This window comes from Ensifer sp. Root31 (assembly GCF_001424825.1).
Lineage (GTDB): Bacteria > Pseudomonadota > Alphaproteobacteria > Rhizobiales > Rhizobiaceae > Ensifer > Ensifer canadensis.
Genome location: NZ_LMCO01000016.1, coordinates 1 through 15,264, shown reverse-complemented (window position 1 = coordinate 15,264; position 15,264 = coordinate 1). Strand labels below are relative to the sequence as shown.

Sequence of the window (15,264 nt, the reverse complement as noted above, 5' to 3'; positions counted from 1 at the left end):
GTCAGTTTGTGGCGCGGCGATAGAAAGCGAGGGAACCGGCAAGGGCAAGCAGGGCGCCGCCACAGATACGCTCGAGCCAGACGGCCCCGGAATGCTTGAGAAAACGAGCCGCCTGGGAGCCGAGTAGCGCGTAACCGAGCATCACGGCAAAATCGACAGCGGCGAAGACCAGGGCAAGTACTGCGTATTGCGGCGCCTGCGGCAAGGCGAGGTCAATGAACTGCGGCAGGAAGGCCGAGAAGAAGAGATAACCCTTCGGGTTGGTGACGGCGACCAGAAAGCTCTTCAGAAAAATCGCAGGCGTCGCGACGTCGGCGGCGCCTTTGTCGATGGCGACATCGAGCGTTCCCTTCGACCGCAACAGCATGACGCCGAGAAAGGCGAGATAGGCGGCGCCGAGCCATTTGACGACCGTAAACCAGAATTCCGAGGCAGCGAGTAGCGCGCCGAGACCCAGCGCCACCGCGCCGATCAGCACGAAATCCGAGAGAACGGCGCCGATCATGCCCACAAGCGCACGCTTGATGCCGTAGCGCGAACCGTTGGTCAGCGCCAACAGCACGGTCGGGCCCGGCGTGGCGATACCGATGAAAGCGACAAAGGCGAATGCGAGGATGGTTGTACCGCCCATGGGACACTCCGGTGTGCAGGGCGAATCTGTCTCACACCTTTGGCGTCGGAGCAACCGCCAGAATGCGTTCAGAAAGATCCACCGAGCGCGCGACGACGAGATCGACGCGATGGTCCTTCTCGGGATCGGTCTCGCGCTGGAGGGAGTGGGGGTAATCGACTTCGAGTTGAGGCTTCCTCTCCGGCCCGAGCAGCAGCGATGCCGTCAGCGCCTGCGTTTTGCGCGGTAGAGATAGGCGCAATAGGTGCTGCGTCTCGTCTTGAGACGATGAGCTGATGACCCCCAGACATGTTATCCGCTCTTTTTCTTCGTCGGCAAGGCAAAACGCCGGATTTGACAGTTCAGGTCGCTGGCCCTAATGGACGCGGAGGGCAAGGGCCCCTGCCGTCCGCGAGCGTCATGCTTTGGTGAAGCCCTTCTTTCAGACACGGTCAGCCGAAACGGCATGCGAACCGGTGGCAATGCGGGCTCCCATCTCTGATAATGCATGCCGTAGCAGGAGACCCTGTCATGATGCGCGGATCAAACACGCTACCATCGCTCGATGCCCTCAAGGACCAGGCGAAACGCCTGCGATCGCGGCTATCCTGCGAAGGCGAGAATATCAACCACTCCCGTTCCCTCGAACTGGTCGCCGCCCAATATGGCTACCGCGATTGGAACACGCTTCACGCTGCCGCCGGCAATCGGCCGCCGTTCAATCCCTGGATGCTCGGCTCGCGGGTGAAGGGCCTTTATCTCGGTCAGCCCTTCGAAGGCGAAATCCTTTCAGTGCAGGCGCTGACGGCCCAGCCGGGGCGCTACCGGTTGACGATGAAATTCGACGAGCCGGTCGATGTCGTTACCTTCGAGAGTTTCTCCGCGTTTCGCCAGCGGGTGACCGCGACGGTCGACGAGACCGGGCGCACGATCGAGAAGACGTCCAACGGCCGCCCACAGTTGGAGCTGGAATGGTGAGCGGCCCTTGCTGCTGCCGTGCGATCATCACGGTTGCGACTTGCCGGCTGTTGGCTTTTCAGCAGACTTCCCCGAAGCCAAGTGCTTCGGGGACTTAATCACCGTAGCTTTTCGCGCGACGATACCCCACTGATGCACCAATCCGTTCATCGCATCCGTTGGCATCATCATTAGTTGCGAATGAGTTGCATTTGCATTATCAATGTAGTTGCGAACGGTTCGCAATAAGGCGAGCCGATCAAATCGGGCCTTGTGGCATCGCCTCTGCAATCCGGAGCGGACACGTGGAGCCGTATCGGGCGAGGGGCGACTTCTATGGACAATTCGGTGAGGCAAGATCTGCTGAAACGGCGCAGCCTGCTGATGGGTGGGCTGGCGGCCGCCGGCGGCACCGCGATCTGCGCCGGCGCGGCGCCGGCGCAGATCGCGTCCCACGGTGGCGGCCACCAGATGGCCGCGCGGGCGTCCGAAGGCATGGCGGCACCGATGCCGGCGATGGGGCACGGCGCCATGATGACGGTCGGCGACGTCGATAACACCGCCAACGGTTTCGATCCGACCGACATGCTGACCGACTGGGACACCGGCACCGTCTCGGTACTGCCGGATGGGCGAACGCTCCGGACCTTCGAGATGGCTGCCGAGGATCGCGACATCGAAATCGCGCCGGGCATCACCTTTCCGGCCTGGACCTATAACGGCCGCGTGCCTGGCCCGGCGCTTCGGGCCAAGGAGGGCGAGCGCCTGCGCATCGTCTTTCGCAACTACGCCTCACACCCGCATTCGATCCACTTTCACGGCATTCACGCGGCGCGGATGGATGGCGTACCGGGGGCCGGCATGGTCGATCCCGGCGATGAGTTCGTCTATGAATTCGACGCCAAGCCTTTCGGCTGCCATCTCTATCATTGCCATGCGATGCCGCTGCGTCGGCATATCCACAAGGGCATGTACGGCGCCTTCGTCATCGACCCGGACCCGGAGCGCCATCCGGATCAGATCGACGTCGCCCGCTCGCGGCTCATCGGCACGCCGGAGAACGCCGGCTGGCAGGAACTGGTGATGGTGATGAACGCCTTCGACACCAACTTCGATGCCGAAAACGAATTTTACGCGGTCAACACCGTCGCCCATGCCTTCATGAAGCGGCCCATCCGGATCGTGAAAAGCAAGCCGGTGCGCATCTACCTCATCAATGTCATCGAGTTCGATCCGATCAATTCGTTCCATCTGCACGCGAACTTCTTCGATTATTACGACCAGGGAACGACGTTGACGCCGACGCTTAGAACTGTCGACCTCATCACCCAGTGCCAGGCACAGCGCGGCATTCTGGAGTTCACCTTCGCCGAGCATGAACCCGGCCTCTACATGTTCCATCCGCACCAGACCGAGTTTACCGAACTGGGTTGGGTCGGCATGTTCGACGTCGTGGAGGCGCTGGCATGAACGAAACCCTGCCGAGGGCCGCTATCCGTGCGGCGAAAACCAATCTGGTTTGGCTGGCGCTGCCGCTCATCGCGTTGGCCATCGCCGTCGCCTGGATCCTGTCGGCCGATCCGCTGTCGGGCTTTCGCAACGGCGCGCCGCCGGTGGAAAACCTGACCTTCGAACGAACCGTGCTCGACGACAGCGGCCTTCGCCTCTTGGTTCGCGCCGGTGGATCGGAGCCGATGACGGTGGCGCAGGTTCAGGTGGATGACGCCTACTGGCAATTCACCCAGGATCCGCCTGGTCCGATCGCGCGGGGCAAGGCGGCATGGCTGAGCCTGCCCTTCCCATGGATGCTGGGCGAGGCGCATGCGCTGAAGGTGGTGACCAACACTGGCGCCACCTTCGCCCACGACATTGCCGTTGCCGTGCCGACGCCGCAGGCGACGGCAGGTCAATTGCGACTGCAGGCGCTGGTTGGCATCATCGTCGGCATCGTGCCGGTCGCCGTCGGCCTGATGTTCTACCCGCTGCTGCGTGGCGTCGGCCAGGCGGGCATGGCGTTTCTATTGTCGCTGACGATCGGCCTGCTCGCCTTCCTGCTGATCGATGCAAGTGCGGAAGCCCTGGAACTGGCGTCGCAGGCCGCGGCAATTTTCCAGGGGCCGGTCATGGTGGTGCTTGCGGGGCTTGGCAGCTTCCTGTTGCTGATGGCGATCGGCCGGCGCGGCGGCGTGCCGACCGGGCTGGCGCTTTCCACCTATATCGCGCTTGGCATCGGGCTGCACAATCTCGGCGAGGGGCTGGCGATCGGTGCTGCCTTTGCCGCAGGATCGGCCGGGCTCGGTACCTTCCTGGTGCTCGGCTTCGCCCTGCACAATGTGACCGAAGGCATCGGCATCGCCGCGCCGATCCTGAAACAGCGGCCCTCGCTATGGGTCTTTGTCGGCCTGACGCTGCTTGCCGGCGGGCCGGCGGTGATCGGCATGTGGCTCGGCAGCCTGGCAACGTCGGCGCAATGGTCGGCGCTGGCGCTGGCGATCGGGGCCGGCGCGATCCTGCAGGTGATCGTCGAGGTCAGCGCTTACCTGATGCGCCAGAGCGGAAAGCGGATCGAGGTCCTCCTGACGCCGCCCGTCATGAGCGGGCTCGTTGCCGGCGTCGCCTTCATGTACGTGACCGCGGCAGTGGTGAAAATCTGATTGTTTGTGGATCGCTGTCATGAGCGATTTGGCAGCCCCTCATCCCGCTGCCGCGACCTTCTCCCCGCAGGCGGGGAGAAGGGACTCGTGGCGCGGTTTCGTCCGGCCAGATATTTCGGCATTCTTTGACAGAGCGTATGCCACGTCCCCTCGCCCCGCTTGCGGGGAGAGGGTTAGGGTGAGGGGCAACTGCGCTAACGCCGTCGAAGAGCGTCGAGCGAATGTTATCCGGCGATATCGACGATGCCGCAGTCGCCCTCGGCCGAGCCGAAAACGAGCTGGCGCCCGTCCTTGCTCCAGGCCATGGCGGTGACCGCACCCTTGCCGGGACGGCGCAACAGCACTTCCTTGCTGTCGGCGAAACGGGCGGCGAGGATCATGCCGTCCTGATAGCCGATGGCGACGATGTCTTCGGCCGGATGACAGGCGACGGAAGTCACCATGATGTCGGCGCGGGTGCCGAGTTCCAGCGGCGCCTTGCCCATCGGTCCGTCTTTGCCCTGGAAGGGCCAGACGATGGCGGCCGGCGCGCCCGAAGATGCGAGCCACTTGCCCTTCGCGGACCAGGAGAGCGACTTCACCTTGGCCGGGTAGCCGGTCATGCGCATGTGGCGTGCCTCGCCGCCGGGCTTTGCGTCGAGCTTCCAGCCGTGCAGGGCATTTTCCTGCATCGTGGTCACGAGGAAACGGCCGTCGGGCGAGAAGGTGACGCCGGTATGGGCGCCCTTCCAGTCGAGATCAATCGGCTGGCCCGCGGTCGCGACCCAGTGCATCGACACGCCGTTGTAGCGGGCGGCGGCAACACGCAAGCCCTTCGGCGCAAAGGCGACGCCCTCGACCGTGCGCTCCTCGGCAAATTCTTTCGTCGTGCCGTCGGCCAGCCGCACATGGGTGGTCTTGCCATAGGCATAGCCGACGGCGCCCTGCGGGCCGGCTGCGACTTGGGCGATCCACTTGCGCGGCGCTTCGGCAACCAGCGTCGCGGTGCCGTCGGCAGCCGTGCGCATCACCTTGCCGTCCTCGCCGCCGGTCAGAAGCGTTTCGTTCGCCTCGTCGAGAACCAGAGACAGCAGGCCCTCGTGGACTTCCGTCGTCTTGTGGCCGTGGTCGAGGCGGTGGATGGCGCCGGTGGCTTCGGCGAAGAAAGGTATGCCCTTGAGAAAGGCCACGCCAACGACGTGGCCTTCGAGATCGAGCGGAGCGACTGTCGGCATCAGATTGTCATGGTCCCCTGGTTCGGCATGCTGTTGGAGCATGATGCCGAAAAGGACCGACGCCATGCTCTCCTTAATTTGATCTTAGAGCCGCATCGCGGCTTCCGGAATCAGGCTGAAGCTTCGCAGGCCTTGAACGTGCGCTCCAGCTTTTCGCGGTCGAGGTCGCGGCCGATGAAGACCAGGCGGCTTTCGCGCTTTTCGCCTTCCTTCCAGGCACGCTGATGGTCGCCCTCGATGATCATGTGCACGCCCTGCACGACATAACGCTCGGCGTCGCCGGCAAAGGCGATGATGCCCTTCAGGCGCAGGATGTTCGGGCCGTCCGTCTGGGTGATCTTCTGGATCCAGGGGAAGAAGCGATCAGCGTTCATCTCGCCGCCGCGCAGCGAGATCGATTGCACCGTCACATCATGGATCGGCGAGGGGGCGTGGTCATGGTGGTGATGGTCGTGATCATGATGGTGGTGATGATCATGATCATGGTCATGATGATCGTGGTGATCGTGGCCGCAATCCGGGCCGCAGGTGTGATCGTGCTCGTGATCGTCCTGGTCGAGGAAATGCGGGTCGTTTTCCAGCGCTCTCTCAAGGTTGAACGCGCCCTGGTCGAGAACCTTGGTGAGGTCGATCTCGGAGCGCTGCGTTCTGTAGATGCGGGCCGACGGATTTATGACGCGAACCGTCGCCTCGATCCGCTCCAGCTCTTCCGGGCTGACGAGGTCGGTCTTGTTGAGGAGCACGACGTCGGCAAAGGCGATCTGGTCTTCGGCCTCGCGGCTGTCCTTCAGCCGGAGCGGCAGGTGCTTGGCGTCTACCAGCGCGACGACGGCATCAAGCTCGGTCTTGGCGCGCACATCGTCGTCCATGAAGAAGGTCTGGGCGACCGGAACCGGATCGGCAAGACCGGTGGTTTCCACGATGATCGCATCGAAGCGACCGGGCCGGCGCATCAGGCCTTCCACCACGCGGATCAGGTCGCCGCGCACGGTGCAGCAGACGCAGCCGTTGTTCATCTCGTAGATTTCCTCGTCGGATTCGACGATCAGGTCGTTGTCGATGCCGATCTCGCCGAATTCGTTGACGATGACGGCGTATTTGCGCCCGTGGTTCTCGCTGAGGATGCGGTTCAACAGCGTCGTCTTGCCGGCGCCGAGATATCCGGTGAGCACGGTGACGGGAATCGGCTTCTGCGGGGATGTTTCGGTCATGGGAACCTCTGGGATCTCGGGATGCGGGGAGCGGGCATCCATGTCGCGTTTCATATAGGAGATGCGGCGGCGATGCGCAAATGGCGAAGCCGATTTTGGCCACGCCTTTGCCGCCTCCGGGACGGGCGAACCGGGCAGCGATAACGCTCCTTTCATCAAAATCAGGGAGAGTTCGCGTCCTACCGAAGGGGTGCATGCGTGAAGACGATTTCCATCAACGGCCGGTTCCTGACTCAGCCGCTCACCGGCGTGCAGCGCTTTGCCCGCGAGATCACCCGCGCGCTCGATGCCCGCATTGCCGCGGGCGACGTGCCGCCGGCGCTGAAGGATGTGCGCTGGCGGTTGCTGGCTCCAGCGTCCGCGCCGGATGATCTGCCACTGTCGGCGATATCGATCGAGCGTTTCGGCTCAGGCCCGGGCCATCTCTGGGAGCAGGGGCCGCTCTATTGGCGGACGCGGCGCGATACGCTGGTCGGCCTCGGGGGCAGCGGACCGGTGCTGCATTCCGACCAAGTGGTGGTGATCCACGACGTCACGCTCTTCCGTCATCCGGCTTCCTTCGGGCGCGGCTACCGGCTGTTCCACGGCGCGCTCGGCTACATCCTGACGCGTCGCGCGAAGATCGGCACCGTTTCCTATTTTTCGCGCGGTGAACTGGCGGATGTCTTTCGCGTTCCAGCATCGGGTATTGACGTGATCTACAACGCCACAGATCACTTTTCCGACCTTCAGCCGGACCGGGAGATCGTTGCGAAGCTGGGGCTTGCCGAGACCCCCTTCTTCCTTCTCGTCGGCACACTGAAGCCCAACAAGAACGTCGAGTTTGCGGTGCGTGCCTTCGAAGCCCTGGGTGCTACCGGCAGCAAGCTCGTGGTCGTCGGCGGTACGGATCCCAGCGTTTTTCGCGACATCGCCCCGACGTCGCGGGGCAACCTGATCTTTCCCGGGCGGCTGACGGACGCCGAGATCGCCGGGCTGCAGCGCCACGCCACCGCCTTCCTGTTCCCGAGCCTCTATGAAGGGTTCGGTATCCCGCCGCTCGAGGCGATGACACAAGGGTGCCCGGTGCTGGCCGCTGACATACCCCCGGTCAGGGAAGCCTGCGGCGAGGCGGCTCTCTATTTCGATCCGGCGAAGGCGGAAACCCTCGTCGAGGTTATGCGGAAGATATCCGCCGATGATGCGCTTCGGCGACAGCTGGGGCGTTCGGGGCATGAAAATGCAATGCGGTTCTCATGGAACGCAAGCGCGGTCATTCTGCTCAACCTGCTGGTCGCAGGGCAGGGCTGACTAGCTTGCTTATTCGGAACTGAACGCGCGATTAGAGTTCGAGTGTGCGCAGCGGATCTATCCTGCCGCGTAGGAGATCTACGAGGGCGATAAGGTTTCCCTTAAGGCGGCCCCGTCTGTCGACAAGCCCCTGAGATTTCAGACTGCCGACGATGTTTGCGGCGATGTTGGAGCTCAAAAGCTTCAATGCCCAGCCCAGACCGACCGTGCCTTTGCGGAAAAGGTAGAGCGGGTTTGCCACCTGTGAGTAACCGAAGCGCAAACCCGAAGTACGTCCCCGTTTGTTGCCGAGATGGACGCCGCGCAGGGTGGCGCTGCGCACAATGCGGCCGTGGCGGGCGAGGCGGCGGCAGAAGTCGACATCCTCCTGCCAGCCGTAAAGCGGCAGGTTTTCGTCGAAGCGGGTGGCGTCGGCTTCAATGGCCGACACGCGAAAAACCATATTGCAGCCATAGGCGTTGTAAACGGGTTCGAGGGTGGCCTGTCTGCCCGTTGCCCGATCGCGCGCAAGGATTTCCAACCCTTCCTTGACCGGGATGCCCGGGCCATGAATGCCATCGGCCAGCACCAGGCCGGTCGCCACGGCAATGTCGGCCCTCTTCTCGAAGAGGGTTTCGACTTCAGCCAGAAAATCGCACTGGGGCAGGAAATCATCGTCGAAAAACACGATGATATCGGCGGTCCCCGTGTGGTCGAGGATGGCGTTGCGCTGCGCACAGGAGCCCTTGCTGCCCGTGACCAGGGTGATCTCCGATGCGAGCGTGCTGACAAAGTCGAGATCGACGTCCTGCGGCGACGAGGGGCAGACGAGGATCGCGTCCGCCTGGCGATCCTGCCGGCTCAGGTGCAGCAGTGTTTCGGACAGCACTTCGCGGCGACCCGCCGTGGCTATTCCGACAATGATCTTCATGGTGTTCTTCGCCTCTCGGTTTGCCCAGATCTAAACCGAAAGAGGTTCAGTTTTCCTTATCGCGCCCGGTTCACTATCGCGCCCGAGATCACGCGGCGGTTGACGCGCGCATGCCGAGCCGCAGGCGATTGAGCGCCAAGAGGCAGCAGACCCCACCAATGACAATCCCGGCGGCAGTAGCGACGGTGGCGGACCGGTAAGACAGCACGAAGGCGACAATGGTGACTCCAAGGCCGGCAGCGGCGAGGAGAACCGGCGACCAGGTGAAGTCGAAGGGCAAGGTCGCCATCAGGCGCAGGCCGATCAAGGATGCGAATATGGCGCCGAGCGCGCCGCCTGCCATCAGTGTGGCGGCGCTTGGCGCCAAAAGGAACGCGCTGGCAAGCGCGAAGAGATTGAGAAGCGCGCAGTCGATGGCCGCGAGCGCGAAGATCGCGGTCAGGCGCTGCTTCAAGTGCAGCGGTGTCGGCAGCATGATCTGGGTCAGAACGCGCGCGAGCGAAAGGATAATGACGAACGGGGCCGTCGCGAGGAAGCCGGCCTGCAGGTCAGGGCTGATGACCAGCCATGTCGCCGGCACCAGAACGGCGAAGATGCCTGCCGCCATCATCAGCGCGAAGCTGGTGAGCAGCGCGTAGTATTGTCCGAGCTCACGGCGAAGCGCCAGGGTATCGCCGCCCTTGTCGTGAGCAGCGACGATTTCGGGATACTGGATCGCCTGGAGGGCGGAGACGATCAGCACGAACGGGCGCTGCAGCAGATCGAGCGCCAGCAGCGCACCGGCAGCGCCGCCGGGGCCGAGGACCGAGGTGAATATCGCCTTCAGCGCAAGCGGTGCAAACATCGAGGCGCTGGCGGCACCCGCCGAAACGCTGCCATAGACGAGGTGCTTTCGCACGCGCGCCATGTCGAGCGAGGCGGAAGGCCGCGGGCCTGATCTGCGCGAAAGTAGGGTTGCGAGCAGAGCGTAGAGAGCATAACCGCCAAGCAGGCCGGTGACCGTCGACAGGAAGGTTGGCGATACGAGCGCGCCGATCAACGTTCCCGCCGCCAGGATGGTGGCGCGAGATCCCTGGAGTACCGAGAAGGCGCGAAAATCCTGGCGGAAGCGCAGCATGGTCAGGTGCAGGTCGCTGCCGCCTTGCGCAACGGCAACGAGGCCGCCGACCAGCGCCACCAGCGGCGAGACGCCGAAGGCGAGCGACGCGGCCGCAGCGACAAGGCAGAAAAGCGCGCAGGCCGCTGCCTCCGCAACGATCGTTCGCCGCTCCGCCGCTTCGATTTCCGCCGTCTGGCCGGGATAGAAGCGCATGCAGGAGAAACGCACCCATTCGAAAGCGGCGATCGCGCCGAATTGGCTGAGCGAGATGAACAGCGAATAGGCGGCATAGTCGACTGGGGCCAGCCAGTGGGCGACGACGATCAGCAGGCCGAAGGCGATCAGGGCCTGGTAGAAATAGGCGCCGAGCGCGATGATCTTCGCCATGGGGTTCCGGCCTAGCGCCGCCTGTCGTCGTTTGCTGCTGTCCATGCTGATAGCGCAAAAGCACAAACAAAGTGTTTTGTCGGCGCGCCCTGCCGGTCCTTCAGGCGAATTCGGTCATGTCGAAGTCGGCGACATCGGTCAAAAGCTCGATCACGCCCGTAACCGCGTGGGCCAGCAACTGTTCGCCGCGCGCCGCGGTTGCCACCGAGGCATTGCCGGCAACACCGTCACGGTTGAGGTCGGACATCTTCCAGCCGAAGGCATGCGGGCCATAGGCGCGCAAATGCCGGAAGCGTCCGGCGTAGTCGCTCTGGCGCGAGGGGAAGGCGCGGGCTTTCGCCATCTCGACCTTTTCGGGATGGAGCGCCAGCATCACCGACGTCTCGATCTCGCCGCCGTGAATGTCGATCGCCTTGTCTTCGGGCGCGATCCAGCCATCTGGCTGGCCGAAACGGGTCCAGCTGGTCGCCACCGCCAGCATGCCGAAACGCACTCGCGCCTCAGTCGCAACGATCGTCATCAGCGGCGAATTGCCGCCATGGGCGTTCAGCATCACGAATTTGCTGAGGCCGAGACCGTGCAGGTTTTCGGCGATCCCAAGCCAGCGACGCACGGCTTCGTCGTAGCCGAGCGACCGGCTGCCGGCCACATCCATATGCTCGATCGAATAGCCGACGGGTTCGGTCGGCAGGAAAGTAACGGGCAAGTTCGCGGGCAGGGCGGCGATGCAGCGTTCGACAATACCCTCGGCAATCAGCGTGTCCGTATCGAAGGGCAGATGCGGTCCATGCTGCTCATGGGCGCCGAGCGGCAGCACGGCGATCCAGTCGCGGCGGGCCTGTTGCGGAAGATCGGTCGGATTGTCCTGCCATCGGGCTTGGGGCATCGACATCTCTCTTCGATCCTTCACGTCAATTGTCGTAAAAATGTTATTTGAGTCATACAGTTCGTAATCGCAAGCTGTATTGCTATAAATGTCTGAGGCGGGATTCGGCAGGAGGTCCAATGGGCAAGAAGAACAAGGCCGAAAAGAAGGGCAAGAACGGCAAGAAGAAGGACGATCTTCTCGCCGAACCGCACGATCTTGCCTCGATCCTTGTCCAGGCGGCGCGTTCGATGCGCACGGTGATGTCGCGCAATCTGCTCGAAAGCGGTCTCTATGCCGGCCAGGACGGTGTGATGCTGGCGCTTGCCGAAATGGACGGGCTGACGGCGGGCGGGCTTGCCGCCAAGCTCGGCGTCAAGGCGCCGACGATGACGCGCACGATCGGTCGCATGGAAGCGCAAGGTTTCCTCGAGCGGCGCCCTGATGATGACGATGCGCGGCTGACCAAGGTCTATCTCACCGAACCGGGGCGCAACCGGCTGCAGACGATCGCCGAGGCCGGCCAGCATTCGGAAAACCTTGCGACGCGCGGACTGACCGACAAGCAGGTGCGCACGCTGATGAAGCTTTTGCGGGCTGTCGACAGCAACCTGCAGGCGGCACGCGCAGCCGACTGAGCCTTGTTTCGCGGCATATTGCGGCGGCGATTTAAACAGTTTAAATAGGATTTAAATTTGAGGGTAGGCAACTAGGCTTAAACAGGGGGCATCGTGGCGCAAAAAGTCAAGCTTTCGACGATCGCGGAAACACTCGGTCTTTCGACGGCAACAGTATCCCTGGCATTGCGTGACAGCCCATTGGTGGCGACCCTCACACGCGATAAGATCAAGGAGCAGGCCCGCGCACTCGGTTATATCTATAACCGCCGCGCTGCCAGCCTCAGAACCTCCCGGTCCGGCATCATCGGCGTCGTCGTGCACGACATCATGAACCCGTTCTACGGGGAAATCCTGAAGGCGATCGAAGCGGAGCTCGACCGCGACAAGCAGACCTTCATCCTCTCCAACCATTACGATTCGGTCGACAAGCAGCGCGATTTTATCGAAACGCTGCTGCAGCTCGGCGGCGACGGCGTCATCATGTCGCCGGCGATCGGCACGCCGCCGGAAGATATCCAGCTTGCCGAGGACAACGGCATGCCGGCGATCCTGATCGCCCGTTCGATTGAGGGGCTCGACGTGCCGATCTTCCGCGGCGACGACGCCTATGGCATCTCGCTGGCGACCAACCATCTGATCGGCCTTGGCCATCGCTGCATCGCCATGGTCGGCGGCACCGACCAGACCTCGACCGGTCGCGACCGCTATCAGGGTTATGTCAACGCGCTGCGCAAGGCCAACATCGAGGTCGATCCGGAATTGCGCATTCCCGGCCCGCGCTCCAAGCAGGGCGGCTTCGAGGCGGCTGTGCATCTGCTGTCGCTGCCGCAGAAGCCGACCGCAGTCGTCTGCTGGAACGATCTGGTGGCGATCGGCATGATGAACGGCATCGCGCGTGCGGGCCTTGTTCCAGGCGTCGATATCTCCGTCACCGGCTATGACGACCTCGAGGAGGCCTCGATCGCGACACCGGCGCTGACCACCGTCTGGAACGGCCAGGCCGATGTCGGCCGCAGTGCGGCACGCGCACTTCTCGACAAGCTTTCCGGCAGCCACGAACCCGACGGCATCCACCTGATCAAGCCGGAAATGCGCATCCGCCAGTCGACAGGCCCGTTGCGCGTCACCGCCTGAAGAAATCCCTAATGCATGTCGCGCAAAAGTGTGCAGCGGTTTTGCGAAGGCGACATGCACAAAAGCAAGAACCTAAAGTGCGGCAAGCGAATCCTGGAGATCGCGACGCGCTTTAATACCAGGAGTGCCCATGTCCGCGAGCCTTCCCCGCATCCTCGTGCCCGGAAAAATCAACGAACAGGTGCTGCTGCGGTTGCCCGAGATGTTCGAGATCGTGCGGCTGGACCGTGCGGACCCTGACCTTGTGACGGCAGACATGGCCGATATCAGGGGTATCGCCGTCTCTGGCCGCGTTCCCGCCGGTCTGATGGATGCGCTGCCCGGTCTTGAGATCGTTGCCAATTTCGGTGTCGGTTATGACGGGGTCGACGTGAAACATGCCGCCTCCAAGGGCATCGTCGTCACCAACACGCCTGACGTTCTGAGCGAAGAGGTCGCCGATACCGCCATCGGCCTGCTCATCAACACGCTGCGCCTGCTGCCGCAGGCGGAACAGTGGCTGCGCCAGGGGCGTTGGGTGCGGGATGGCGCCTTTGCGCTTTCGCCCTTGTCATTGCGGGGTCGCACGGTCGGGCTTTACGGCCTCGGACGCATCGGGCTTGCCATTGCCAAGCGGCTCGAAGCCTTCGGCGTCTCGGTCGCCTACCATACGCGCAGCCCACGCGATGGGCTTGCCTATGCCTATCACCCGACGCTCGAACGGCTTGCCGCCGCCGTCGATACGCTTGTTGTCATTGTTCCGGGAACGGAGGCGACACGAAAGACGGTCAACGCCGCGGTGCTTTCGGCACTGGGAAGCAATGGCGTCCTGATCAATGTCGGGCGCGGCTCGACGGTTGACGAGGCAGTGCTGGTCTCAGCACTTCAGGCCGGTGTGATTGCGGGGGCGGGGCTCGACGTTTTCGACAACGAACCGCATGTGCCCGATGCGCTGCTGGGGTTGCCGAATGTTTCGCTGTTGCCGCATGTGGCGTCGGCTTCGGTTGTTACCCGCAACGCCATGGCGGATCTGGTGGTCGATAACCTCATGGCCTGGTTTTCGACCGGCAAGGCACTGACGCCAGTGCCGGAAACGCCGTTCACGCGCCGAGCCGGTTAAAGCGTTGCCGGTTCAGACGGAGGTGCAGAAACGCTCCATCTCTTTGTTTTTGCGCATTTGCTGATGGAAAACCGCTTCGCACTTTTCCTGGAAATGCCCTAGGCGGCCATGCGCCGCGCCGCGTAGGCGCGCACGGCATCGCCGAAAGCCCTGAACAGGCTCGCCGACGGTGCGTCCGTCCGCACCCAGTATTCCGGATGCCATTGCACGCCGACGGCGAACGCCTTGGCGCCAATCACCGAGACCGCCTCGATGGTGCCATCGTCGGCAACGGCTTCGACGGCGAGGCGCGGCGCCGTTGCGCCGATGGCCTGGCGATGCAGGGAATTGACGCGAACGCGACCGGCACCCAGCACCGGCGCAAGACAGCTGCCTTCCTTGACGATCACGTCCTGGCGGATGCCGTAGGCGACATCCAGCTCGGAAACGTCGGGCTTGCGGTGATCCCAGACACCCGGCTGCTCCTGGATTTCGCTTGCGAGCGTGCCACCGAGGGCAACGTTGAGCTCCTGGATGCCGCGGCAGATGGCAAACAGCGGAACGCCGCGCTCGAGCGCGCGCCGGATCAACGGCAGGCTGGTGGCATCGCGGCCAGGATCGAAGGGGCCGTCGGTGTCCTTGGCCTCGCGGCCGTAGAGCGAGGGATGAACGTTGGATCGGGCGCCGCTTGCCAGCACGCCGTCGACGCGATCGAGGATCTCGTCGATATCGTTGCCGGTCTCAAGCGCCGGAATGAGGAAGGGCATGACGCCGGCGCCTTCGACGGCGGCACGGACATACTGGTTGGCAACGACATGCCAAACATTGCCGTCGAATTCGCGGAAATCGCAGGGGATGGCAACGACAGGTTTCGACATCATCAGGCTCCGTATCTCGCTTTGCAAAGCCTTGCCGCCAGATGTGGCTGAAAGTCAACTGCGAAGCGCGCAGATGTGATGGTGATACCGGCCGCAACTAGTCGATTGATTCCAACACTTGGTGCCCTCGTCTGACGGCTGCGATGATGTCGTCAGGGTCTGCTTTCCAGATGAATGGCTTGGGCTGTTCGTTGTGCTCTTTGATAAAGCGGTTGATGGCTGCCTGAAGATCAACAACGGAATGGAAGACGCCATTTCTCAGTCGTCGCCGGGTGAGCTTAGCGAAGAACCCCTCGACGGCGTTCAGCCAGGAACAGGATGTCGGAACGAAGTGGAAGGTCCAGCGTGGGTGCCGCG

15 protein-coding genes and 1 pseudogene are annotated in these 15,264 nt (G+C 63.1%); 7 read left to right on the top strand and 9 right to left on the bottom strand.

What is annotated here, in order from left to right; genetic code table 11:
* Position 1: 1 nt before the first annotated feature.
* On the bottom strand, positions 2–631 hold the full coding sequence (locus ASD00_RS16415) for a LysE family translocator (protein WP_025424881.1): 630 nt from the start codon (positions 629–631) through the stop codon (positions 2–4).
* 31 nt (positions 632–662) lie between these two features.
* Entirely contained in the window at positions 663–872 is a 210-nt protein-coding gene (locus tag ASD00_RS16410) for a hypothetical protein (protein WP_038575712.1), read from the bottom strand.
* A 269-nt stretch (positions 873–1,141) separates the two neighbouring features.
* Between ASD00_RS16410 and ASD00_RS16405 the strand changes: the two genes are divergently transcribed.
* The 3 genes from ASD00_RS16405 to ASD00_RS16395 all read left to right on the top strand — a co-directional run bounded on the left by ASD00_RS16405 (position 1,142) and on the right by ASD00_RS16395 (position 4,221).
* Complete coding sequence (locus ASD00_RS16405) at positions 1,142–1,588, top strand: glyoxalase superfamily protein (protein WP_082523599.1); 447 nt, start codon at positions 1,142–1,144, stop codon at positions 1,586–1,588.
* Positions 1,589–1,903: 315 nt separating this feature from the next.
* Positions 1,904–3,037, top strand: a complete 1,134-nt coding sequence (locus ASD00_RS16400) for a multicopper oxidase domain-containing protein (protein ID WP_025424878.1) — start codon at positions 1,904–1,906, stop codon at positions 3,035–3,037.
* A complete protein-coding gene (locus tag ASD00_RS16395) occupies positions 3,034–4,221 on the top strand; it encodes a metal transporter (RefSeq protein WP_025424877.1) in 1,188 nt (395 codons plus the stop codon). The genes ASD00_RS16400 and ASD00_RS16395 overlap by 4 nt, the downstream gene beginning before the upstream one ends.
* A 224-nt stretch (positions 4,222–4,445) precedes the next feature.
* Here the strand turns inward: ASD00_RS16395 and ASD00_RS16390 are convergent, their stop codons facing one another.
* Both ASD00_RS16390 and ASD00_RS16385 read right to left on the bottom strand, forming a co-directional pair.
* A complete protein-coding gene (locus ASD00_RS16390; RefSeq protein WP_025424876.1) occupies positions 4,446–5,435 on the bottom strand; it encodes a WD40 repeat domain-containing protein in 990 nt (329 codons plus the stop codon).
* Between the two features lie 110 nt (positions 5,436–5,545).
* On the bottom strand, positions 5,546–6,646 hold the full coding sequence (locus ASD00_RS16385; protein ID WP_057207658.1) for a GTP-binding protein: 1,101 nt from the start codon (positions 6,644–6,646) through the stop codon (positions 5,546–5,548).
* Between the two features lie 198 nt (positions 6,647–6,844).
* Here ASD00_RS16385 and ASD00_RS16380 point away from each other — a divergent pair, with 198 nt between their 5' ends.
* Positions 6,845–7,936 (top strand): glycosyltransferase family 1 protein, encoded by a 1,092-nt coding sequence (locus ASD00_RS16380; protein ID WP_025424874.1) that lies wholly within the window; start codon positions 6,845–6,847, stop codon positions 7,934–7,936.
* A 31-nt stretch (positions 7,937–7,967) separates the two neighbouring features.
* Here ASD00_RS16380 and ASD00_RS16375 read toward each other — a convergent pair whose 3' ends face one another.
* The 3 genes from ASD00_RS16375 to ASD00_RS16365 form a co-directional block, all read right to left on the bottom strand.
* Positions 7,968–8,846 (bottom strand): glycosyltransferase, encoded by an 879-nt coding sequence (locus tag ASD00_RS16375; protein WP_025424873.1) that lies wholly within the window; start codon positions 8,844–8,846, stop codon positions 7,968–7,970.
* Between the two features lie 88 nt (positions 8,847–8,934).
* Positions 8,935–10,332: a hypothetical protein gene (locus tag ASD00_RS16370; RefSeq protein WP_057207580.1), complete on the bottom strand. Its 1,398-nt coding sequence runs from the start codon at positions 10,330–10,332 to the stop codon at positions 8,935–8,937.
* Positions 10,333–10,432: 100 nt separating this feature from the next.
* Positions 10,433–11,224, bottom strand: coding sequence for a creatininase family protein (locus tag ASD00_RS16365; protein ID WP_025424871.1), 792 nt, complete (start codon positions 11,222–11,224; stop codon positions 10,433–10,435).
* 113 nt (positions 11,225–11,337) lie between these two features.
* Here ASD00_RS16365 and ASD00_RS16360 point away from each other — a divergent pair, with 113 nt between their 5' ends.
* The 3 genes from ASD00_RS16360 to ASD00_RS16350 all read left to right on the top strand — a co-directional run bounded on the left by ASD00_RS16360 (position 11,338) and on the right by ASD00_RS16350 (position 14,050).
* Positions 11,338–11,835 (top strand): MarR family transcriptional regulator, encoded by a 498-nt coding sequence (locus ASD00_RS16360; protein WP_025424870.1) that lies wholly within the window; start codon positions 11,338–11,340, stop codon positions 11,833–11,835.
* A gap of 93 nt (positions 11,836–11,928) precedes the next feature.
* Positions 11,929–12,951 carry a LacI family DNA-binding transcriptional regulator gene (locus tag ASD00_RS16355; RefSeq protein WP_025424869.1) on the top strand — a complete coding sequence of 341 codons (1,023 nt, stop codon included), beginning with the start codon at positions 11,929–11,931 and terminating at the stop codon, positions 12,949–12,951.
* A gap of 130 nt (positions 12,952–13,081) precedes the next feature.
* The gene (locus ASD00_RS16350) at positions 13,082–14,050 is read left to right on the top strand and encodes a 2-hydroxyacid dehydrogenase (RefSeq protein ID WP_025424868.1); all 969 of its coding nucleotides are present in this window, start codon (positions 13,082–13,084) and stop codon (positions 14,048–14,050) included.
* Positions 14,051–14,148: 98 nt separating this feature from the next.
* On the opposite strand, the gene ASD00_RS16345 is transcribed toward ASD00_RS16350, so the two are convergent.
* Both ASD00_RS16345 and ASD00_RS16340 read right to left on the bottom strand, forming a co-directional pair.
* Positions 14,149–14,907, bottom strand: a complete 759-nt coding sequence (locus tag ASD00_RS16345) for a gamma-glutamyl-gamma-aminobutyrate hydrolase family protein (RefSeq protein ID WP_025424867.1) — start codon at positions 14,905–14,907, stop codon at positions 14,149–14,151.
* Between the two features lie 97 nt (positions 14,908–15,004).
* A pseudogene (locus ASD00_RS16340) lies at positions 15,005–15,264 on the bottom strand (IS630 family transposase); the annotation flags it as partial.